The 19,728-nt window shown below is 69.4% G+C and carries 18 protein-coding genes; 8 read left to right on the top strand and 10 right to left on the bottom strand.

Translation table 11 applies throughout. The annotated features are described in order from the left end of the window. The first annotated feature begins 162 nt into the window (after positions 1–162). Both AC1HFH_RS05285 and AC1HFH_RS05280 read left to right on the top strand, forming a co-directional pair. The gene (locus tag AC1HFH_RS05285; protein WP_480246308.1) at positions 163–1,503 is read left to right on the top strand and encodes a hypothetical protein; all 1,341 of its coding nucleotides are present in this window, start codon (positions 163–165) and stop codon (positions 1,501–1,503) included. After that, positions 1,491–2,351 (top strand): Abi-alpha family protein, encoded by an 861-nt coding sequence (locus tag AC1HFH_RS05280; protein WP_480246307.1) that lies wholly within the window; start codon positions 1,491–1,493, stop codon positions 2,349–2,351. The genes AC1HFH_RS05285 and AC1HFH_RS05280 overlap by 13 nt, the downstream gene beginning before the upstream one ends. Before the next feature lie 31 nt (positions 2,352–2,382). Here AC1HFH_RS05280 and AC1HFH_RS05275 read toward each other — a convergent pair whose 3' ends face one another. Both AC1HFH_RS05275 and AC1HFH_RS05270 read right to left on the bottom strand, forming a co-directional pair. Next, positions 2,383–4,167, bottom strand: coding sequence for an ABC-F family ATP-binding cassette domain-containing protein (locus tag AC1HFH_RS05275; protein WP_480246306.1), 1,785 nt, complete (start codon positions 4,165–4,167; stop codon positions 2,383–2,385). 119 nt (positions 4,168–4,286) lie between these two features. Then, entirely contained in the window at positions 4,287–5,222 is a 936-nt protein-coding gene (locus AC1HFH_RS05270) for a 4-(cytidine 5'-diphospho)-2-C-methyl-D-erythritol kinase (RefSeq protein WP_480246305.1), read from the bottom strand. Positions 5,223–5,378: 156 nt separating this feature from the next. Between AC1HFH_RS05270 and AC1HFH_RS05265 the strand changes: the two genes are divergently transcribed. Both AC1HFH_RS05265 and AC1HFH_RS05260 read left to right on the top strand, forming a co-directional pair. Continuing rightward, on the top strand, positions 5,379–7,055 hold the full coding sequence (locus tag AC1HFH_RS05265; RefSeq protein WP_480246304.1) for a BCCT family transporter: 1,677 nt from the start codon (positions 5,379–5,381) through the stop codon (positions 7,053–7,055). 89 nt (positions 7,056–7,144) lie between these two features. After that, on the top strand, positions 7,145–7,351 hold the full coding sequence (locus tag AC1HFH_RS05260; protein ID WP_480246303.1) for a heavy-metal-associated domain-containing protein: 207 nt from the start codon (positions 7,145–7,147) through the stop codon (positions 7,349–7,351). Positions 7,352–7,436: 85 nt separating this feature from the next. On the opposite strand, the gene rsmA is transcribed toward AC1HFH_RS05260, so the two are convergent. Together rsmA and AC1HFH_RS05250 are read right to left on the bottom strand one after the other, a co-directional pair. Beyond that, entirely contained in the window at positions 7,437–8,333 is an 897-nt protein-coding gene (rsmA, locus tag AC1HFH_RS05255) for a 16S rRNA (adenine(1518)-N(6)/adenine(1519)-N(6))-dimethyltransferase RsmA (RefSeq protein ID WP_480247716.1), read from the bottom strand. 56 nt (positions 8,334–8,389) lie between these two features. Further along, entirely contained in the window at positions 8,390–9,142 is a 753-nt protein-coding gene (locus tag AC1HFH_RS05250) for an SDR family oxidoreductase (protein ID WP_480246302.1), read from the bottom strand. A 77-nt stretch (positions 9,143–9,219) separates the two neighbouring features. On the opposite strand from AC1HFH_RS05250, the gene AC1HFH_RS05245 reads away from it, so the two are divergent. After that, positions 9,220–9,867 carry a TetR/AcrR family transcriptional regulator gene (locus AC1HFH_RS05245; protein ID WP_480246301.1) on the top strand — a complete coding sequence of 216 codons (648 nt, stop codon included), beginning with the start codon at positions 9,220–9,222 and terminating at the stop codon, positions 9,865–9,867. Here the strand turns inward: AC1HFH_RS05245 and AC1HFH_RS05240 are convergent. Next, on the bottom strand, positions 9,816–10,943 hold the full coding sequence (locus AC1HFH_RS05240) for a transglycosylase family protein (protein ID WP_480246300.1): 1,128 nt from the start codon (positions 10,941–10,943) through the stop codon (positions 9,816–9,818). The two genes, AC1HFH_RS05245 and AC1HFH_RS05240, sit on opposite strands and share 52 nt — an antisense overlap. A gap of 126 nt (positions 10,944–11,069) precedes the next feature. After that, entirely contained in the window at positions 11,070–11,897 is an 828-nt protein-coding gene (locus AC1HFH_RS05235; RefSeq protein ID WP_480246299.1) for a TatD family hydrolase, read from the bottom strand. 97 nt (positions 11,898–11,994) lie between these two features. Here AC1HFH_RS05235 and metG point away from each other — a divergent pair, with 97 nt between their 5' ends. Next, positions 11,995–13,593, top strand: a complete 1,599-nt coding sequence (gene metG, locus AC1HFH_RS05230) for a methionine--tRNA ligase (protein ID WP_480246298.1) — start codon at positions 11,995–11,997, stop codon at positions 13,591–13,593. 70 nt (positions 13,594–13,663) lie between these two features. On the opposite strand, the gene rsmI is transcribed toward metG, so the two are convergent. After that, positions 13,664–14,464: a 16S rRNA (cytidine(1402)-2'-O)-methyltransferase gene (gene rsmI, locus AC1HFH_RS05225; protein ID WP_480247715.1), complete on the bottom strand. Its 801-nt coding sequence runs from the start codon at positions 14,462–14,464 to the stop codon at positions 13,664–13,666. A 203-nt stretch (positions 14,465–14,667) separates the two neighbouring features. Between rsmI and AC1HFH_RS05220 the strand changes: the two genes are divergently transcribed. Next, positions 14,668–16,296 carry a dolichyl-phosphate-mannose--protein mannosyltransferase gene (locus tag AC1HFH_RS05220; RefSeq protein ID WP_480246297.1) on the top strand — a complete coding sequence of 543 codons (1,629 nt, stop codon included), beginning with the start codon at positions 14,668–14,670 and terminating at the stop codon, positions 16,294–16,296. 10 nt (positions 16,297–16,306) lie between these two features. Here AC1HFH_RS05220 and AC1HFH_RS05215 read toward each other — a convergent pair whose 3' ends face one another. Further along, positions 16,307–16,666, bottom strand: a complete 360-nt coding sequence (locus tag AC1HFH_RS05215) for a GntR family transcriptional regulator (protein ID WP_480246296.1) — start codon at positions 16,664–16,666, stop codon at positions 16,307–16,309. Positions 16,667–16,673: 7 nt separating this feature from the next. Further along, positions 16,674–17,951 (bottom strand): arginine deiminase, encoded by a 1,278-nt coding sequence (gene arcA, locus AC1HFH_RS05210; protein WP_480246295.1) that lies wholly within the window; start codon positions 17,949–17,951, stop codon positions 16,674–16,676. A 137-nt stretch (positions 17,952–18,088) separates the two neighbouring features. On the opposite strand from arcA, the gene soxR reads away from it, so the two are divergent. Beyond that, positions 18,089–18,580, top strand: coding sequence for a redox-sensitive transcriptional activator SoxR (gene soxR, locus AC1HFH_RS05205; RefSeq protein ID WP_480246294.1), 492 nt, complete (start codon positions 18,089–18,091; stop codon positions 18,578–18,580). A 4-nt stretch (positions 18,581–18,584) separates the two neighbouring features. On the opposite strand, the gene AC1HFH_RS05200 is transcribed toward soxR, so the two are convergent. After that, positions 18,585–19,706 carry a glycosyltransferase gene (locus AC1HFH_RS05200; protein WP_480246293.1) on the bottom strand — a complete coding sequence of 374 codons (1,122 nt, stop codon included), beginning with the start codon at positions 19,704–19,706 and terminating at the stop codon, positions 18,585–18,587. Between the last annotated feature and the right edge of the window lie 22 nt (positions 19,707–19,728).

Below are 19,728 nucleotides of genomic sequence, written 5' to 3'. Positions count from 1 at the left end.
CCGGACAGGTTCTGTGAGTGATGTCTCAGACACTACCCTGTGGCAGCGCACACGGCGATCTGGACCCCGTTCCGTGCCTCACAGTAGGGTCGGCTCGCCGCGGGGGTGCTAACTTGGGGTGCCGGTGAGGCGGCGATCACCGGAATTCGGCAGGAGGGTGTCGTGTTGGAGAGCGTGTTCGGGGTGCACCCGAGCATCCTTCTGGAGATTCTGACCATCCCGTTGTTCACAGGGGTGATCGGCTATATCACCAACTGGACCGGCATTCTGATGCTGTTCCAGCCGATCAAATTCCACGGGGTACGGCTGCCCGGACTCCGTACCCTCTTCCCGTATCTGCCGAAGCGAATCCAGGTCCTGCCGTTGCTGAGCTACGACGGCCGAATCGGCTGGCAGGGCATCGTGCCTTCCCGCGCCGACAAAATGGCCAGCATCGCGGTGGACAAGGGGCTCGCCAAATTGGGCAGCGTATCCGACTTCTACCGGGAACTGGATCCGGAGAAACTGGCCGAACACTTGGCCGAGGTCGCCGACCAGCAGATCAAGGACATCGTCGAGACCATCCTGCGCCGGGAACACCCGCAGCTCTGGTACAACCTGCCGACCCAGGTGCGCGAGATGGTGCACGCCCGGGTCCGCGAACAGCTGCCGGAGATCCTCGCGGATCTGACCCGGGAACTCGGCGAGAACATCGATCAGCTGCTCGACGTCAAGCAGATGGTGATCCGGTACTTCCAGGCCCGCCCGCAGCTGCTCAATCAGCTGTTCCAGGTCCTGGGCGCCAAAGAACTGCGGTTCATGCAGAACTTCGGCTTCTACTTCGGCGCGCCCTGCGGCCTGCTGCTCGTGGGCGCACTGCATCTGGCGCTGCCCTACCTCGGCGCCGCGACCAGCTGGGTGGTGCTGCCGGTGGGCGGTGTGATCATCGGCTGGGTGGTCAACTGGGTCGGCCTCAGCATGATCTTCGCCCCGGCCGAACCCAAATGGTGGTGCCCGTGGCGACAGGGCCTGCTGATCAAGCGCCAGCACGAGATCACCGACGGCTACGCCGACCTGGTCTCGACCGAGGTGGTCACCGTCGCCAACATCGGCGACGAACTGCTGAACGGCCCGCGCTCGGACCGGACGCTGCAGATGCTCGAGGACACCCTGCGGCCGGCCGCCGACCGGGCCCTCGGCCCGGCGCGGCCCGCGGTGAAGTTCATGCTGGGCAGCCGCGAGTACGACAGCCTGCAGGCGACGATCACCAGTGAGGCGATGTCGATCGCCCCGATCGCGTTCGCCGACCCGGTGTTCAACCAGCGTCAGGGCAAACAGGTCAACGAGTACATCGCCCGGCAAATGTCCGCTCTCTCACCGCAAGACTTCGTAGAGATGCTGCGATCGGCGATCAAACAGGACGAATGGTTGCTTTTCGTCCATGGCGGCGCGCTCGGGCTCCTCGCCGGATACGCTCACATTCTGGTCTTCGGAACAGGAGTAGCGCAGACATGGATGCCGTAGACGGCGATCCCGGCGACAGTACGTCCGTCGAATCGCCCAGCGACGACACCCCTTCCACCGAACTCGCCCGGCGCGCCGCGCCGGCACCCGCCACACGGCCCCCGGTCACCCCGGTACAGGGCGTCCGGGCCGCGACCGGCGTCGCCCGGGTCGCCCTCACCGCCGCATCCGGCATGACGATGTGGACCCTGGACACCGCGGTCGGCGTCACCGTCACGGTGCTGCGCGGCAGCATCGCCGGTGCACCGCCCAAGGAGGTGCTCGCCGAGGCCGAGAACGAGGTGCGCGGCCGGTTGCGGCACGCCCTCGGCCTACCGGCCGGCGCAGCACAGCCCGCCGATTCGGAGGTGACCACCCTGCGCGAGCAGGGCGCCCAGTTGCTGCGGTTGTCGGCCAGCACGCAGGCGGTCCCGCCGGACACGCATCCCGCCTATCCGGGAATCCTGGCCGAACTCACCCCGGACGAAGCCCGCGTGGTGCGCTTCCTGCACATCGACGGTCCGCAGCCGGCGATCGACATCCGGACCGGTCGGCAGCGCGCCTTCGGCGCGGACCGGGCTCTCACCGGGATCACCGTGCTGGGTGAACATGCCGGGCTACGCTTCCCGAACCGGGTGCCGCAGTACCTGGCCAACCTGCGCCGGCTGGGCCTGATCGAGTTCCTCCGGGAACCGGTGGACAACCCCAGCCGCTACCAGGTGATCGAGGCGCAGAGCCAGGTGCGGGAGGTGCTGAAGCGGGCCGGGTTCGGCACCAAGGTCGGCTACCGCAGTGTCGGCCTGACCGCTTTCGGCAGCGACTTCGTGCGGGTCTGCCTGCCGGTTGTGGTCGGCGAGCACGGCGCCTGAGCCAACGGGCACACTGCCTGAGCCATTTCGCTCACGCGTCCTCGGCGAGCTCCAGCCAGCGCATTTCGGTGCTCTCCTTCTCGGCGAGCACCTCCTTGAGCTCGGTGTTCAGGCTGATCAGTTTGTCCGGGTCGGTGGCGGCATCGGCCAGCGCGGTGTGCAGCCGTTCCTCGCGCTCGGTCAGCTTGTCGAGGGTGCGCTCCAGCCGGGCCAGCTCCTTGCGGGCGGCCCGGTATGCGGCCGCATCGGTGGTCGCGGCCTTCGCCGGGCCGGTGCGGGCCGCCGGTGTGGCGTCGCGCTCGGCACGTCGCTGCAGGTATTGATCGATACCCCCGGGCAGGTTGGTGAGCTTGCCGTCGCCGAACAGGGCCCAGGTGGAATCGCAGATCCGCTCGATCAGGTAACGATCGTGGCTGATCACCACGAGGGTGCCGGCCCAGTTGTCCAGCAGATCCTCGAGTTGCTGCAGGGTGTCGATATCCAGGTCGTTGGTCGGTTCGTCGAGCAGCAGCACGTTCGGTTCCGACATCAGGATCCGGGTCAGTTGCAGCCGCCGCCGCTCACCCCCGGACAGGTCGCCCACCGGGGTGCGCTGCCGGGCCGCACTGAATCCGAGCCGCTCGGCGAGCTGACCGGCGGAGATCTCCTTGTCACCCAGGGTGATGCGGTTCTTCACCGCCTGGACCGCTTCCAGCACCCGCATATCGGTGGGCAGGTCGTCGAGCTCCTGCCGCAGCCAGCCGATCTGCACGGTCTGTCCCTGGATCCGCCGCCCGGCCGCGGGTTCCGCATCGCCGGCCAGGGCCCGCAGCAGTGTGGTCTTACCCGAACCGTTCACACCGACCAGACCGAGCCGCTCCCCCGGTGCCGGCCGCCAGGTGAGGTCGCGCACGAGTTCGCGGCCGTCCGGGGCGGCCAGGGTGACGTCCTCGAGTTCGATCACCACCCGGCCGAGGCGCTTACGGGCGAAGGCGGCCAGCGCCACACTGTCCCGCGGCGGCGGGACGTCGGCGATCAGGGCCTCGGCGGCTTCGACCCGGTAGCGCGGTTTCGAGGTGCGCGCCTTGGCCCCGCGGCGCAGCCAGGCGAGCTCCTTACGGGCCAGGTTCTGCCGGCGCGCCTCGCTGGCCTCGGCCTGGCGGGCCCGTTCGGCCCGGGCGAAGATCCAGTCGCCGTAGCCGCCCTCGTAGGTCTCCACCTTGCCGCCGACGACCTCCCAGGTACGGGTGGCGACGGTGTCCAGGAACCAGCGGTCGTGGGTGACCACCACCAGGGCACTGCGCCGGTTCAGCAGATGCTGCGCCAGCCACTGCACACCCTCCACGTCGAGGTGGTTGGTCGGTTCGTCGAGCACCAGCAGGTCGAGGTCGCGCACCAGTGCGGCGGCCAGGGCCACCCGGCGACGCTCCCCACCGGACAGATTGTCGACCGAGGTGTCGAACCCCAGCTCGGCGATGCCGATGCCGTCGAGGACCGACCGGATCCGTGGATCGGCGGCCCATTCGTGCTCGGCGATGGTCGTGGTCCCGGCGTCGTCGGCCAATCCGGCCAGCACCACCGCCCCCACCGTGGCGCCCCGCGGGAGGACACCGCGCTGGGTGACCACCGCCATGCGCAGGCCGCCCATCCGGGACACCCGGCCGCTGTCGGGTTCCTCGATCCCGGTGAGCACCTCCAGCAGGGTGGTCTTACCGCCGCCGTTGAGCCCGACCACTCCGATCCGCTCACCGGCGTGCACGCCCAGCGAGACGTCGTCGAGCAGCGGTTTGATCCCGAAACTCTTGTCGACCTGCTCGAGATTGATCAGGTTGGACATCGGTACCGCTCGCCCGCCTCTCCGCATGGTGCTGCACTGCTGCCCGCCGGTCCGGCGGGTGTTTCCGTCGGTCGAGCCTACTCAGCGGACTCGCCGGCGCAGGCGGCGGCCGGGAGCCGCTACCGGTGACCGGCCGTTTCGCCGCCGAGCACCCGGGCGCCCGCGACCGGCCCCTCGGCCGTGCGGACACTGCGGCACACTCCGGCACCGGACAGTTCCGCGGCGACCGACACGGCGGATTCGGCATCCGGGCACAGGAACGCGCAGGTGGGACCGGAACCCGACACCAGCCCGGCCAGCGCGCCGGCCTCGACGCCGGCCCGCAGGGTGCGGCGCAGATCCGGGCGCAGCGAGAGCGCGGCGGCCTGCAGGTCGTTGCCGAGCAGCGGCGCGAGGGCTTCCGGGTCGCCACCGGCCAGCGCCTGCATCAGCTGCTGCGGATCACCGAGCCTGGGCGGATCACCGGCTTCGCGCAGCTCGTCGAGCTCCCGGAACACCTCCGGTGTGGACAAGCCGCCCTTGGCGAAGGCGAGAACCCAGTGGAAGGTATTCCGGGACAGCACCGGCAGCAGTCGTTCACCGCGGCCGGTGCCCAACGCCGTTCCGCCGTGCAGGGCGAACGGCACATCGCTGCCGAGTTCGGTGGCGATCTCGAACAGCCGTTCCCGGGTCAGGCCCAGCTCCCACAGCTCGTTCAGGCCGATCAGCGCGGCGGCCGCATCGGCACTCCCCCCGGCCATCCCGCCGGCCACCGGGATACCTTTGGTTATGGTGAACTCCACCAGCGGGGCTCGCCCGGCCAGATGCGCCAGCCGCACCGCCGCCTTCCACACCAGGTTGGTCCGGTCGGTGGGTACCTGAGCGGCGCCTTCGCCGGTGACCCGCACCTGCAGGGAACCGGCCGGCGCGATCTCGACCTCGTCGTTCAGCGACAGGGCCTGGAACACCGTGGTCAGGTCGTGATAGCCGTCGGGGCGCAGATCACCGACCCCGAGATGGAGGTTCACCTTGGCCGGCGCACGCACCACGACCGGGCTGGGCACAACTGACAGCACGGTGCCCAAGCTTACTGGTTGCGACCGGGTCCGGCCCGCTCGACGAGCGGGCCGGGTACCCGGTGCGACGGCGCGCCGTCGGGCACTATGACCCACCACCGGCCATAGTGGATGGATTGCACAACGACCACCGAGTCGAACGAGAAGGACATCGTGATGGATTCAGATGCGCCGACGCGCGCTCCTGAAACGGACAAAGCCACGGAAAGCCCGAAACCGGACCCGATTCTGATCGGGATCGGTGCGGTCGTCGTCGCCGCACTGGTCGCCTGGGCGGCGATCGGCTCGGACAGCTTCGGCACCGCCTCGGGCAACGCCCTGGACTGGGTGCTCGCCAACTTCGACTGGCTGTTCGTGCTGGCCGCCGACGTCTTCCTGGTGATGTGCGTCTACATCGCATTGAGCCGGTTCGGGCGGATCCGGCTGGGCACGGACGATTCGAAACCGGAGTTCAGCACCCTCGCCTGGATCGCCATGATGTTCAGTGCCGGTATGGGCATCGGCCTGATGTTCTACGGCGTGGGCGAGCCGCTGCAGCACTTCGCCGAACCGCCGCCGCGCACCGGAGTCGCCGCCGGCACCACCGAGGCGGCCCAGGTCGCCCAGCAGTTCACGCTGTTCCACTGGACCCTCACACCGTGGGCCATCTACGGCATCGTCGGACTCGCACTGGCCTACGCCGGGTTCCGCAAGGGGCGTGGCAACCGACTCTCGGCCGCCTTCGTTCCGCTGCTCGGTGAGCGCCGGGCCCAGGGCTGGCAGGGCAAATCGATCGATCTGCTCGCCGTCTTCGCCACCGTCTTCGGCACCGCCACCAGCCTCGGCCTGGGCGCCGCCCAGGTCGCCGAGGGACTGCACCTCACCGCCGGCGTCGACGGCGGCAAGGTCACCCAACTGGTGGTGATCGTGGCGCTGGGTTCGGCGTTCGTGGTCTCCGCCTTCACCGGCCTGCACCGTGGCGTCAAGTGGTTGTCCACCTCGAACGTCTTCCTGGCCGCCCTGCTGATGCTGTTCATCTTCGTGTTCGGGCCGACTGTCTACATCCTGGACACCCTGCCCGCCAATGTCGGCGCGTACTTGTCCAACCTGCTGCCGATGTCGACCACGACCAACGCCTACGCCGATTCGAGCTGGCTGGGTTCGTGGACCGTCTTCTACTGGGCCTGGTGGCTGTCCTGGGCACCCTTCGTCGGTACCTTCATCGCGCGCATCTCCAAGGGGCGCACCATCCGGGAGTTCCTGATCGGCGTGCTGCTCGTGCCCAGCGGGGCGAGCGCGGTGTGGTTCGCGATCATGGGCGGTACCGCGATCGAGGTGACCCTCACCGGGGTCGAGGATCTCGCCGCCGGTGCGGCGGATGCCGAGGCGTCGCTGTTCGGGATGCTGGACACGGTGCCGTTGTCGGGCGTGACATCCTGGATCGCGATGATCCTGGTGATGACCTATTTCGTCACCAGCGCGGATTCGGCGTCCCTGGTGATGGGCTCGCTCACCGCCAACGGCGCCCTGCAGCCGCCGCGGTGGCTGGTTGTGCTGTGGGGCGTGCTGATGGCGACCGTGGCCGCCGTCCTGCTGTTCGCCGGCGGCCTGGCCGCCCTGCAGACCGCGACGATCCTGGTGGCATTGCCGTTCGTGGCGGTGATGCTGGCGCTGTGCTGGGCGTTGATGACCGAGCTGCGCAACGACCCGGGCGCGAACATCCTGCCGCGCACCCATCCGCTCTACGGTTGGCGCGGTGCGGTGCGGACCATGGTCGGTGAGGCACTCGACGACTCCCGGCCCCAGTTCCGGAAAGGCCGGTCGCGCACCGACGGCGATCGCGCGCGGACCTGACCGACCCCTTGCATCCGGTACCCCAAGGGGGTATCTTCGAACCTGTTCGGAGATACCCCCGGACCGTACTGTGAAACAAGGAGGCGGCCATGTCCAGCACCACCTACACCGTCACCGGCATGACCTGCGGACACTGCGTCGGCTCGGTGAAGGAAGAAATCGGCAAGATCGACGGCGTGACGAGCGTCGACGTCGACCTGGCCACCGGCCTGGTACGCGTCGACAGCACCGGCCCGCTGGCGGACAGCGATGTGGCCGCCGCGGTGGACGAAGCCGGCTACGAGATCGCGAGCTGATCCACCGAAACCGGCGACCCCGAAATCGGTGCCGAGGGCCCCGATCGACACCGCATCCGCGGCTGCCGATCGGGGCCCTCCTCGCTCAGGCCGCTGAGTGCGGCACGCCGGCCAGGCGGACGAACGCCGCGGTATCGAGCGTTTCCCCGCGGGCACGCGGATCGATACCGGCCGCGACCAGACGGCGTTCGGCTTCGGCCGGAGAACCGGCCCACCCGGACAGCGCGGCCCGCAGCGTCTTGCGCCGCTGCGCAAAGGCCGCATCGACCACCTCGAACACTCGCTGCCGATGTGCGGCATCCGTCGGCCACGGCGGCTCGTCGAACCGCTCGACGCGCACCAGGCCGGACTCGACCCGCGGCACCGGCCAGAAGACCTGCGTCCCGACCGCACCGGCCCGACGCACCGTGCCGAAGAAGCCGGCCTTGACGCTGGGCACGCCGTACACCCGGTTGCCCGGTTCGGCGGCCAGCCGGTCGGCCACCTCGGCCTGCACCATCACCAGCGCGACCCGGATACTCGGCAGCTCGGCCAGCAGATGCAGCAACACCGGCACCGCGACGTTGTACGGCAGGTTCGCCACCAGCGCGGTCGGCGCTTCCGGAAACCGGTCACCGGTGACCCGGAGTGCATCGTCGTGCACCACCCGGAGCCGGTCCGCCAGCTCCGGCGCCCGGTCGGCGGCCGTGCCGGGCAGCTGTTCGGCCAGCACCGGATCCAGCTCCACCGCGACCACCGCATCGACGACGTCCAGCAGCGCCAGCGTCAGCGAGCCCAGTCCCGGCCCGACCTCGAGCACCACATCGTCCGGGCCGACCCCGGCCGCCGTCACGATCCGGCGGACCGTGTTCGCATCGTGCACGAAGTTCTGCCCGAGCTGTTTGGTCGGGCGGATCCCGAACCGCTCGGCCAGCGTCCGCACTTCCGCGGGGCCCAGCAGCGCCGCGCGGCCACGAGCGGGATCATCGTCGCCGGTCGGGATGGGTTTCTCGGGTTCGGGCACCGATAGAACCTATCAACCCCGGTGCTCGGGCGGCGTCACAGCAGGGCACCGCCGGTCGCGTCGATCCACTGACCGGTGACCCAGCGCGCATCGCCGGAGGCCAGGAAGCCCACGATATCGGCCACCTCGGCAGGTTCGGCGATGCGCTGCAGCGGTGACATGCCCGCCACCTGTTCCTCGGTTCCGGGCGTATGCAGCCATCCCGCGTTCATATCGGTGTCGACCACACCCGGCGCCACCGCATTGACGGTGATTCCCCGCGCACCGACCTGCTTGGCCAGGATCGAGGTGAGCGAGTCGACGGCACCTTTCGTCATCGTGTAGGCCATCAGTTCCGGCATGCGCATACCGCGCGTCAGCCCGGTCGAGATGTTGACGATCCGGCCGGCGTCGCGCAGCCGGTCCAGCCCCAGCTTGGTGATGAAGAACGGCGCCCGGGTGTTGATCGCGAAGACCCGGTCGAAGTCGGCCTCGGAGGTGCGTTCGATCGGTTCCCGGACACCGTCGGTGCCGGCGTTGTTCACCAGGATGTCCAGCCCGTCGGCGTGCACATCGAAAGCCGCCCAGAGCGCCGCCGCGTCGCCGGGCACCCCGAGCTCGGCACGGAGGGCGAAGGCCGAACCCCCGCCGGCCTCGATCGCGGCGACCGTCTCCTTCGCCGCCTGGTCGTTGCTGTTGTAGTGCACGGCGACCCGGGCACCGTCGCGGCCCAGCCGCTCGGCGATCGCCCGCCCGATCCCCCGGCTGCCGCCGGTGACCAGTGCCGTCTTCCCTGCCAGTGCGCTCATGCCGCACCCTTTCTTTAGTGATCGATACAGAACGGGACCATAGCACGTTTCTTAGCGACCGCTATAGAATCAGTGGCATGACCGAGCCACGCCGGGGCCGTCCACGCTCCTTCGATCGCGATGCCGCGCTGGACAAGGCGTTGCGGCTGTTCTGGGAGCGCGGTTTCGAAGCCACCTCGATCGGCAACCTCACCGAGGAAATGGGCATCCGGCCGCCGAGCCTGTATGCGGCCTTCGGCGGGAAAGAGGCGCTGTTCGCGGAAGTGGTGCAGACCTACGGGGCCCGGTACGGCGGTTTCATCGATCGTGCGCTCGCCGAGGAGCCGACTGCCGGCGCCGCGGTTCGCCGGCTGCTGATCGAGGCCGCCGACGAGTACACCCGACCCGGCCGGCCGCACGGCTGCCTGGTGATCAGCGCGGGCATCAATACGACCAGCTCCGATGTCGCGGAACTGCTACGCACGATGCGCAACCGGAATGTGGCGACGATCGCCACCCGGATCCGGGCCGATATCGACACCGGCCGGCTACCTGCCGAAACCGATGCCCAGGCACTGGCCCGGTACGTCGGCACGGTATTGCAGGGGATGTCGCAGGGCGCCTGCGACGGCGCCACCCGGGACGAACTGACCACGGTGGCACACACCGCCATGGCCTGCTGGCCGGAACCGCCTCAGCCCAGCCCCAGCCGTCCGGTGCAGGCGGGCCAGGCACCCCACCCCTGACGAGCCCGAGTGACCTCGGCGATGGCGATCTGCTCCTCCCGGGTGGCCAGATCGGCACGGGGTGCGTAGCGCAGCCCGCCCTGCCGTTCCCAGGTGCTCTGATCGAACTGAATTCCACCGTAGTACCCGTTGCCGGTATTGATCGACCAGTTGCCGTTGGACTCGCATTCGGCCAGTGCGTCCCAGAGGTGACCGTCCTGTACCGGCGGCACCTCGGTGCCGGGCTTGGCACCCTGCCGGACCGTCTTCGGCTGGGCGGGCACCAACACCTCGGCGGCGACCTGTTCCCGGCCGACTTCGACGCCGTCGACCAGGGTGACCGCGAAGGTGACCCGCTGTTCGCCGGGCACACCCGGGTCCTCCACGACGGTCCGGCTCATATTCATCGTGACGTCTTCGACGACGTTCTCCTCCGGCTCCAGCGGCAGCGTCTCCACCTGCTCGACCACCCGCTGCCGGGTCACCTCCACCTGCATCCCGTCGGCCAGCGGAGTGTCGGCCGGCGGCTGCACGGCGTCCTGCTCGACCAGCGGCACGCCGGCGACGGCGAGCAGTTCGCCGACATTCGGCGCGGCCAGGGTCAGCTCGACCGGCGGCGCGTCACCGTCGATCAACGTCACCGTGCGCGGACTGGACACCTGCAGCTCGGCCCCGGCGGGCGGCAGGTCGGCCGTCCGCGCCGGCATCGCATGGGTATCGCCGGCGATGCCGAATTCGGCCAGCGCCTGGGCGACGGTGAGCCCGGTGGTCCACACCTCTTCGGTGCGGCCGTCCACCGTCAACTCCACCTGCCGGGCCCGGTTGACGGTGATCCGCGCCCCGTCGACGATGGGCCGGTCCAGCCCGGGGCGGACCCGGTCCCGGTCACCGACCTCGACCTCCGCGGAATCGAGCGCGCCCTGCACATCACCCGACATGGTCGACACCGTGGTGACCCGATTGTCGACGACCAGGGTGACCGTCTTGCGGTTCACGATCGCCAGTGCGGCACCGGCGATCAAGGTGACCAGTAATGCGGCCACCGCAGCGTAGAGCAGCGGCGAACGCGACTGGTTGATCCGCGAAAAGGGGGACATGGTCACAGTACGATAACGGCGAATTCCGCCGTTTACAACACCTCGGCAACAACCGGCAGATTCCGATCACGATCGGATATCGACGGACCAGGTGGGATCGGCACTTTCACCCGACCGGGCGGAGGCTCATATCCCGTAGACGCGGCGCGCGTTCGCCGTAGTGATCTTCGCCAGGTCGGCCGGATCCTGGCCGCGCAGTCCGGCCAGCGCCCGCACGGTATACGGCAGGCAGTAGGGCTCGTTCGGTGCGCCCCGGTACGGATGCGGCGTCAGATACGGCGCATCGGTTTCCACCAGAAGCTGCTCATCCGGGATCACCTGTACCGCTTCGCGCAGGTCGTGCGCATTCTTGAAGCTGACCGTTCCGGAAATACTGAGCACATACCCCTCCGCGACACAGGCCTGCGCCATAGTGGTGTCGGAAGAGAAACAATGGAAGATCACTTTTTCCGGGGCACCCTCGTCCAGCAGCACGGTCAGCAGATCGTGATCGGCCTCCCGGTTGTGGATCATCAGCGGTTTTCCGATCCGCTTGGCAAGATCAATATGCCAGCGGAAAGCTTCGATCTGCGTTTCGATATCGGCACAGCCGTCGAGCTTGCCCGGCCAGTAGTAGTCGAGCCCGGTCTCGCCCACCGCCACCACCCGCGGATCCGCGGCCAGCCGGGACAGCTCGGCCCGCGCCGCGGCGTCCAGATCCCCGGCCCGGGTCGGATGCAGGGCAACCGCGGCATACACCCGCGGATCGTCGTGCGCGGCGCGCACCGCCCACTGTGCCGCCGCGAGATCGTCGGCGACGGTCACGACCTGTCCCACCCCCACCGAGGCGGCCCGGTCGACGATCTCGCCGATCGATGCGGCATCCGTGGCACCGCAGGCATCCAGGTGGGTATGCGCATCGACGATCGGCGCCAGCGGCTCCGGCAGCGGCGGGGCGGGACGTTTACTGCTCATCGGGGTCTCCTTCGCATCGGCGCTGCTGCCCGCCGGCGGCACGGTCGGGGATATTCACTGCGGCCCGCATCGGCACGCGCATTACAGTAGACACACCATGAGCGCAGCCGACCGCACCGCACCCGCCGCCGACCGGACCGCCGACGCCGCCGCGCCGGCGTTCTACATCACCACCGCCATCGCGTACCCGAACGGGGCGCCGCACATCGGGCACGCCTACGAGTACATCTCCACCGATGCACTCGCCCGGTTCAAGCGCCTCGACGGCTACGACGTGTTCTTCATGACCGGCACCGACGAACACGGCCAGAAGATGCAGCAGACCGCGGCGGCCGAGGGCATCCCGGTCCAGGACCTGGCGGCGCGCAACTCGAACGTGTTCGAGCAGATGGACAAGGCGCTCGACATCTCCTACGACCGGTTCATCCGGACCACCGACGCCGACCACCACGCCGCCAGCGTCGCCCTGTGGGAGCGGATGCTGGCCAACGGTGATATCTACCTCGGCAACTACTCGGGCTGGTACTCGGTCCGCGACGAGGCCTTCTACACCGAGGAGGAGACCTCGGTCCGCGAGGACGGCACCCGGGTCGCCACCGAGACCGACACCCCGGTCACCTGGACCGAGGAGTCGAACTACTTCTTCCGGCTCTCGGCCTACCAGGACAAGCTGCTCGCACTGTACGAGGAGCAGCCGGACTTCATCCTGCCCGCCACCCGGCGCAACGAGATCGTCAGCTATGTGAAGGCCGGGTTGAAGGACCTGTCCATCTCCCGCACCACGTTCGACTGGGGTATTCCGGTGCCGGGCCATCCCGATCACGTGATGTACGTGTGGGTGGACGCGCTGACCAACTATCTGACCGGTGTCGGCTTCCCGGATACCGATTCGGCGGCATTCGGCACGTTCTGGCCGGCCGATGTGCACATCATCGGCAAGGACATCACCCGGTTCCACACCGTGTACTGGCCCGCATTCCTGATGTCGGCCGGCGTCGAACTGCCGAAGCGGGTCTTCGTCCACGGCTTCCTGTACAACAAGGGCGAGAAGATGTCGAAATCGGTCGGCAACGTCGTCGACCCGCTCGAACTGGTGCAGACCTTCGGCCTGGACCAACTGCGCTTCTTCCTGCTGCGGGAGATCTCCTACGGCCAGGACGGCAGCTACAGCCCGGAGGCCATCGCCGCGCGGATCAACGCCGACCTGGCCAACGAATTCGGCAACCTGGTCCAGCGCAGCCTCACCATGGTGGCGAAGAACTGCGGGGCGGCGGTGCCGCAGCCCGGCGAATTCACCGCCGAGGACACCGCACTGCTGGAGCAGGCGAATGCCCTGCTGGACCGCTGCCGCACCGAGTTCGACGGCCAGCAGATGCATCTGGCCCTGGAGGCCATCTGGCTGACCCTGGGCGAGACCAACCGGTACTTCTCCGCCCAGGCGCCGTGGGCGCTGCGCAAATCGGGCACCCCGGAGGATCTGGCCCGGATGGCCACCGTGCTGTACGTCACCCTAGAGGTGGTCCGGATCGTGGCGATCCTGGTCCAGCCGGTGATGCCGGGTTCGGCGGCCAAGATCCTGGACCTGCTGGCCCAGGACGGGCGCACCTTCGCAGATCTGGCGACCCCGCTGGTGCCCGGTACCGATCTGCCCGCCCCGGCCCCGGTGTTCCCACGGTACGTGGCCCCCGAGGACTGACACACCGTCGGCGTCGGCACGGCCCCCTGCGCACCGCCGGCGTCGGCACAGCCGCGAACGCGATACGCGCTCAGCGGTTCCGCGCGACCAGTACGGCGTCGTAGAGTTCCCGCCGTGACACCCCGGTGGCCGCGGCGACCTCGGCGCACGCCTCCTTGAGGCGCATCCCGTCGGCCACCAGCTCGTCGACCTCGCCGACCAGATCGGCGGGTTCGGCGGCCCGCGGTGCGGCGCCCGCCAAGACCACGGTGATCTCGCCACGCACTCCGGCACCAGCCCATTCGGCCAGCTCGCCGAGGGTGCCGCGGCGGACCTCCTCGTAGGTCTTGGTCAGTTCACGGCAGACCGCGGCCCGCCGGTCCGGCCCGAGTACGGCGACCGCATCGGCGAGACAACTCGCCAGCCGGTGCGGTGATTCGAAGAACACACAGGCCCGTGGCTCGGTGGCCAGGCTGCGTAGCCAGGTGCGGCGCTGCCCGGATTTGCGCGGTGCGAAACCGTCGAAACAGAACCGCTCCACCGGTAGGCCGGACAGCGCCAACGCGGTCGTCACCGCCGACGGTCCCGGCAGGCAGGTCACCGGCAGGCCTTGCTCGACAGCGGCGGCGACCAGCCGGAAACCGGGGTCGCTCACCGACGGCATCCCGGCATCGGTCACCAGCAGCACCGACCGCCCGGCCGCGAGGTCGTCGAGCAACGCCGGAATCCGGGCGGTCTCGACATGGTCGTAGAAGCTCACCACCCGGCCGGTAATGGTCACATCGAGGGATTTCGCCAGGGCGCGGGTCCGGCGGGTGTCCTCGGCGGCGATCACCTCGGCGCTGCCCAGCGCCGCCCGCAACCGGGGCGAGGCATCGTCCACATCGCCCATCGGCGTCGCCGCCAAGATCAGCTTGCCCACTGCCACCTGCGAATCCGCCTCTCGCCGTCACGCCGGGGCCCGACGGCCCGCGGCGCGACCATTGTGACACCGCACCGGAGCACGCCCCGCCCGGGTTCACCGGGTCACATCGAGGCTGCCGGGCCCGACCCGGGTGGCGCGGCCGGTACCGCCGACCGCATACGATCGCAGGCGTGACCCAGGTGACCGAACCGCGCCCGCGTACCCCGGCCGCGCCCTGGGTGAGTCCGGCACCGCTGCGCCCGGCCCCGGACTTCGGGCCGCTGGACACCGCGCGGGGCTGGGTGGTCACCGCCGTGCTCACCGCGATCGCCGCGATCACCCGGTTCACCTATCTGAACTACCCCACCAACGCCCGCACCCCGGTCTTCGACGAGAAGCACTACGCTCCGCAGGCCTGGCAGATGCTCACCGGCGGCGGAGTCGAGGACAACCCCGGCTACGGCCTGGTGGTGCATCCACCGGTCGGTAAGCAGTTCATCGCGCTGAGTGAGGCGATCTTCGGCTACAACGCCTGGGGCTGGCGGTTCTCCGCGGCGGTCGCCGGCACCCTGCTGGTGCTGCTGGTGATCCGGATCGTGCGGCGCATGTCGCGGTCCACACTGATCGGCGCCTTCGCCGGAATCCTGCTCATCGCCGATGGGCTGACCTTCGTGTCCTCCCGGCTCGGCATGCTGGACATCTTCATGGCGGTGCTGGTCACCGGTGCCTTCGGCTGCCTGATCGTGGACCGCGATCAGGTGCGGGAACGGTTGGCCCGGGTCGATCTCGAGGGCCGGATCCGGATCACCGCCTGGGGTCCGCGGCTCGGTGTGCGCTGGTGGCGCTTCGGCGCCGGAGTACTGCTCGGCCTGGCCTGCGGCACGAAATGGTCCGGGCTGTACTTCATCATGTTCTTCGGCCTGATGAGCGTCGCCTTCGATGTGGCCGCCCGGCGGGCGTACGGGGTGCGGCGGCCGTGGCTGGGCACCCTGATCCGCGATGTCGGACCGGCCCTCTACGCGCTGACACTGATACCGCTGCTGACCTACCTGGCGAGTTACTGGGGCTGGTTCGTCAATGAGACCAGCATCTACCGGCATATGCCCGGAAACACCTTCAACACCGAGGATCCGATCGGCACCGGCGGGTTCTGGTCGCATATCGTCCCCGATGCCCTGCGCTCGCTCTGGTACTACAGCGCCCGGTCGATGGAGTTCCACACCGAATTGACCAACTCGGCCGGCAACCAGCACCCCTGGGAGTCCAAGCCGTGGACCTGGCCGATGGGTTTGCGGCCGATGCTGTACTACTACGTCGACGGCCCGGTCAGCGGGTGTTCCGGTGAGCACTGCGTCAAGGCCGTCATGGCGATCGGCACCCCGGCCCTGTGGTGGGTGGCCTTCCCGGCCCTGGCCTGGATGGTGTGGCGGTCGGTGGTCCGCCAGGACTGGCGCTATGCGGCCGTCCTGGTCGGCTACGGCGCCGCATGGCTGCCCTGGTTCGCCACGCTGGACCGCCAGATGTACTACTTCTATGCGGTGGTGATGGCACCGTTCCTGGCCATGGGGGTGGCGCTGGTCCTCGGTGACATCCTCAACGGCGGCGGCCGCCGCGCCCGGACGGCCTCGCTACCGCGCAGTCCGGACGGCACCTTCCTGCCCGCCCGAACCGACGAACGGGCCTCACTCGGATTGCTGATCGTCTGCATCTATCTGGCGCTGGTAATCGTCAACTTCATCTGGTTGTGGCCGATTCTGACGGCCCAGCCGATCAGCCAGACCAGCTGGGAGCAGCATCTGTGGCTGCCGAGCTGGCGCTGACGCCGGTGGTTCAGCCGTTCAGCGCCGCCCGCACGAAGGCCAGCGCGGCGGCATCGTCCAGGCCGAGCCGGCGCACGGTGGCGACGTATTCGGAGGCGGCGCGCCCGGCCAGGTCCCGGGTGGGATCACCGGAGGAGGCCACGAAGGTGCCCAGCCGGCCGCGGGTCTCCAGCACTCCGTCGGCCTCCAGCTCCCGGTAGGCGCGCGCCACGGTGTTGGCGGCCAGGCCGAGTTCGGCGGCCAGGGCGCGCACGGTCGGCAGTTTGCTGCCGGCCGGGAGCACACCGGTGCGCACCCGATCGATCACCGCCGCACGGAGCTGCGCATACGGCGGGGTGGCCGATTCCTGGTCGATATCGATTCCGTGCACGGCCCGCTCACCCTCGCCCGGTCGCGATCGGCGCCCGGGAGACCGGGCAGGACATACAGCGCGGACCGCCCCGGCCGGAACCGAGTTCGGACCCCTGGATGGTGAGCACCTCGATACCCGCCGCGGCCAATCGGGAATTCGTCATCTGGTTGCGTTCGTAGGCGACCACCACCCCGGGCGCCAGCGCCAGGGTGTTGTTACCGTCGTCCCACTGTTCCCGTTCGGCGGTGACACCGTCGCGGCCGGTGTCGATCACCCGGATGCTGTCGATCCCCATGGCGCCGGCGGCCGCAGGCAGGAAGGGATCCGGTCCGCCGATTTCGATCCGGCCGGTCACCGGATAGTCGTCGGCGCGGCGGATCGTGAACGCGGACAGGGTTTCCCGTACGCCCGGGTACATCACCACGGCATCGGTGTCGACCATCGTGCACACGGTGTCCAGGTGCATGGTCGCCCGGTTCTGGGCGATCGGGACCACCAGCACGGTATGGGCCAGATCGTCGTCGAAGAGACTGCGCGCCAACGCCTCGGCCCCGGCCGGTGAGGTACGTTCGCCGACGCCGACGGCCACCACGCCGGGCGCCAGCAACAGCACATCGCCGCCTTCGATCGGGGCGGTGTGCGATTCGTAGGCGCGCCGGACTCCGAGGAACCGCGGGTGGAAGGCGTACACCAGGTCGGTCAGCGAGGTCTCCCGGATCCGGGCCGGCAGGGCCAGCGAGGTGATGGCCACCTTAGGGCCGATCCAGAACGAGGAATCCCGGGTGAACAGCAGGTTCGGCAGCGGATCCACGACGAAGTCGCCGCCGTGGTGCATGCGCCGGACCAGGGAGGTGGTGTCGGGCCCGAAGGGCAGTTCGTCGAAGGTCATCCCGGCCGTCAGCACATCGGCCAGGTCACCGGCCGGGACGCTGCGCAGATGGGCGGCGAGCCGGTCGGCCAGATCGTGGCCCAGCCGCCGGGCGTCGACGGCGGCGGCGATGCCCTGGATCCGGGCGGCACCGCTGACCTGCAGTGTTTCGGCGAGCAGATCGGCGAGCAGCAGTACTTCGACCCCGCGGTCGGCGAGTAGCGTGGTGAATTCGTCGTGCTCCTGCTGGGCGCGTTCCACCCAGGGGATGCCGTCGAAGAGCAGCTGGTCGTTGTTGCTGGGGGTGAGCCGGCGCAGTTCGTCGCCCGGCCGGTGCAGCAGCACCGTCCGCAGCCTGCCCACCTCGGAGGTGACAGCCAATTGTGCATCGGCGGCCGGTTCGGGCGGGGCGGGCCGGGCGGCGTCGGTTCCCATGCTCCGACCGTAATCCGCCGCCGCGGTGTTGGCACGCATCCGGGCCGGGACGCGACCGGCGACAGTGCGGTCCGGCGATTCCCCGGACACCAGAGATAACCTGAAGTATTGTTCAGGTTGTGAGTGGAGGAGGGCGCATGACGGCCACGGACTGGCGCAGCAAGGAACTGACCCCCGGGCAGCTTTCCGAGCGTAGCGGAGTTGCAGTATCCGCGTTGCATTTCTACGAACGTGAAGGTCTCATATCGAGTCGTCGGACCAGCGGCAACCAGCGCCGGTACACCCGCGAGACGCTGCGCCGGGTCGCCTTCATCCGGATCTCCCAGCGGGTGGGGATTCCGCTCAGCGAGATCCGGGAGGCCCTGGACCGGCTGCCCGAAGGCCGCACCCCGACCCGGCGCGACTGGGAGACCCTGTCCACCGCCTGGCGCGGCGATCTGGACGAACGCATCACCCAGCTGGTCCGGCTGCGCGACAACCTCACCGGCTGCATCGGCTGCGGCTGCCTGTCGCTGGGCAGCTGCAAACTGGTCAACGAGCACGACCATCTGGGGTCCGAAGGCCCCGGCGCCCGGGTCCTCGACGTCCACCTGAATTGTTCGGGCGATCAGGAGTGCCCGTCGGCCTGACCGGTCAGTACAGCGCGAGCATGCCCGCCACCGCCCGGGGCCAGGTGAACTGCTCGGCCCGGGTGCGGGCCGCCGCCCGCCGGAGATCCGGTGACATCGCCAGCACCTCGGTGACCGCCCGGGCGAAGGCGTGCGGCCGGTCCGCGGCGACCGCGCCGCATTCGGTGGTGACAATATCGGCCAAGGCCGAGGAGCGGCTGGCCACCACCGGCGTCCCGGCGGCCAGGGCCTCCAGCGCCGCCAGCCCGAAGGTCTCGTGCGGGCCGGGCGCCAGCGAGACATCCGCGGTGGCCAGCAGCTTCGCGACCTGGGAGCGGTCGTTGATGAACCCGGTGAAATGCACCGCGGTCCCGCCACCGGGCACCTCGGGCAACTGCCGGGCCCGCCGCTGCAACGCCTCACGGCGCGGGCCGTCCCCCGCAACCACCAGCCGGGCGGGCACCCCGGCCCGGTGCAGCGCACCGACGGCCTCGATACTGCGGTCCACCCGCTTCTCCACCGAGAGCCGGCCGCAATGCACCACCAGTGGCACACCGGGGATCCCGAGCCGGGCCCGCAATTCGTCGTCGCGCCGAGCCGGGCTGAACAGCTCCAGATCGACACCGAGCGGCACCAGCTCGACATTCCGGGCCGCGATGCGGTCGAACTCCTCGCGCGCGAACTCGGTGGTGCAGACGACCATGTCGTATTCGGCGGCGGTGCGCCGGTTGGCGATATCGGCGCACCGCCGCGCCACTCCCGCGGGCAGGAGCTGACCGAGCAGCCGGTCCAGGCGTTCGTGCGAGATCATCACCCCGGCCGCGCCGTGCCGCGCCGCCCAGCGGCCGAATCCGCGCAGCGTCAGCCGGTCGGAGACCTCCAGGACATCCGGGCGCAATCCGGTCAGCACATCGGCCACCCGCCGCGGGTCCGCCGCCCGGTATCCCCCGGTCCACGGGATCGCCGGGGCGGGCAGGCTGATCCGTACCACCCCGGAGGGCAGGATCTCCTCGTGCCGGCGTGGCCCGGGAACGATGAGCACCACATCGTGTCCGGCGGCCGCATATCCGGCGCCGAGGTGGTGCAGGGCGGTGCGCAGCCCGCCCGATCGCGGGCCGTAGAAGTTGGCGAGCTGAACGATTCGCACCCGCCCGATCGTGCTGGCGGCC

The sequence above is a fragment of the Nocardia sp. KT25-26 genome, from assembly GCF_056627695.1.
The sequence above is the reverse complement of the archived record's forward strand: the minus strand, read 5'-3'. Positions and strand labels throughout refer to the sequence as shown.

Excerpts from the sequence above, each read along its gene's own strand:
- soxR (WP_480246294.1), top strand. The coding sequence starts at position 18,089 with ATGACGGCCACGGACTGGCGCAGCAAGGAACTGACCCCCGGGCAGCTT.
- AC1HFH_RS05240 (WP_480246300.1), bottom strand. The coding sequence starts at position 10,943 with ATGTCCCCCTTTTCGCGGATCAACCAGTCGCGTTCGCCGCTGCTCTAC.
- AC1HFH_RS05235 (WP_480246299.1), bottom strand. The coding sequence starts at position 11,897 with ATGAGCAGTAAACGTCCCGCCCCGCCGCTGCCGGAGCCGCTGGCGCCG.
- AC1HFH_RS05245 (WP_480246301.1), top strand. The coding sequence starts at position 9,220 with ATGACCGAGCCACGCCGGGGCCGTCCACGCTCCTTCGATCGCGATGCC.
- AC1HFH_RS05260 (WP_480246303.1), top strand. The coding sequence starts at position 7,145 with ATGTCCAGCACCACCTACACCGTCACCGGCATGACCTGCGGACACTGC.
- AC1HFH_RS05265 (WP_480246304.1), top strand. The coding sequence starts at position 5,379 with ATGGATTCAGATGCGCCGACGCGCGCTCCTGAAACGGACAAAGCCACG.
- AC1HFH_RS05275 (WP_480246306.1), bottom strand. The coding sequence starts at position 4,167 with ATGTCCAACCTGATCAATCTCGAGCAGGTCGACAAGAGTTTCGGGATC.
- AC1HFH_RS05250 (WP_480246302.1), bottom strand. The coding sequence starts at position 9,142 with ATGAGCGCACTGGCAGGGAAGACGGCACTGGTCACCGGCGGCAGCCGG.
- AC1HFH_RS05280 (WP_480246307.1), top strand. The coding sequence starts at position 1,491 with ATGGATGCCGTAGACGGCGATCCCGGCGACAGTACGTCCGTCGAATCG.
- arcA (WP_480246295.1), bottom strand. The coding sequence starts at position 17,951 with ATGGGAACCGACGCCGCCCGGCCCGCCCCGCCCGAACCGGCCGCCGAT.
- metG (WP_480246298.1), top strand. The coding sequence starts at position 11,995 with ATGAGCGCAGCCGACCGCACCGCACCCGCCGCCGACCGGACCGCCGAC.
- rsmI (WP_480247715.1), bottom strand. The coding sequence starts at position 14,464 with ATGGGCGATGTGGACGATGCCTCGCCCCGGTTGCGGGCGGCGCTGGGC.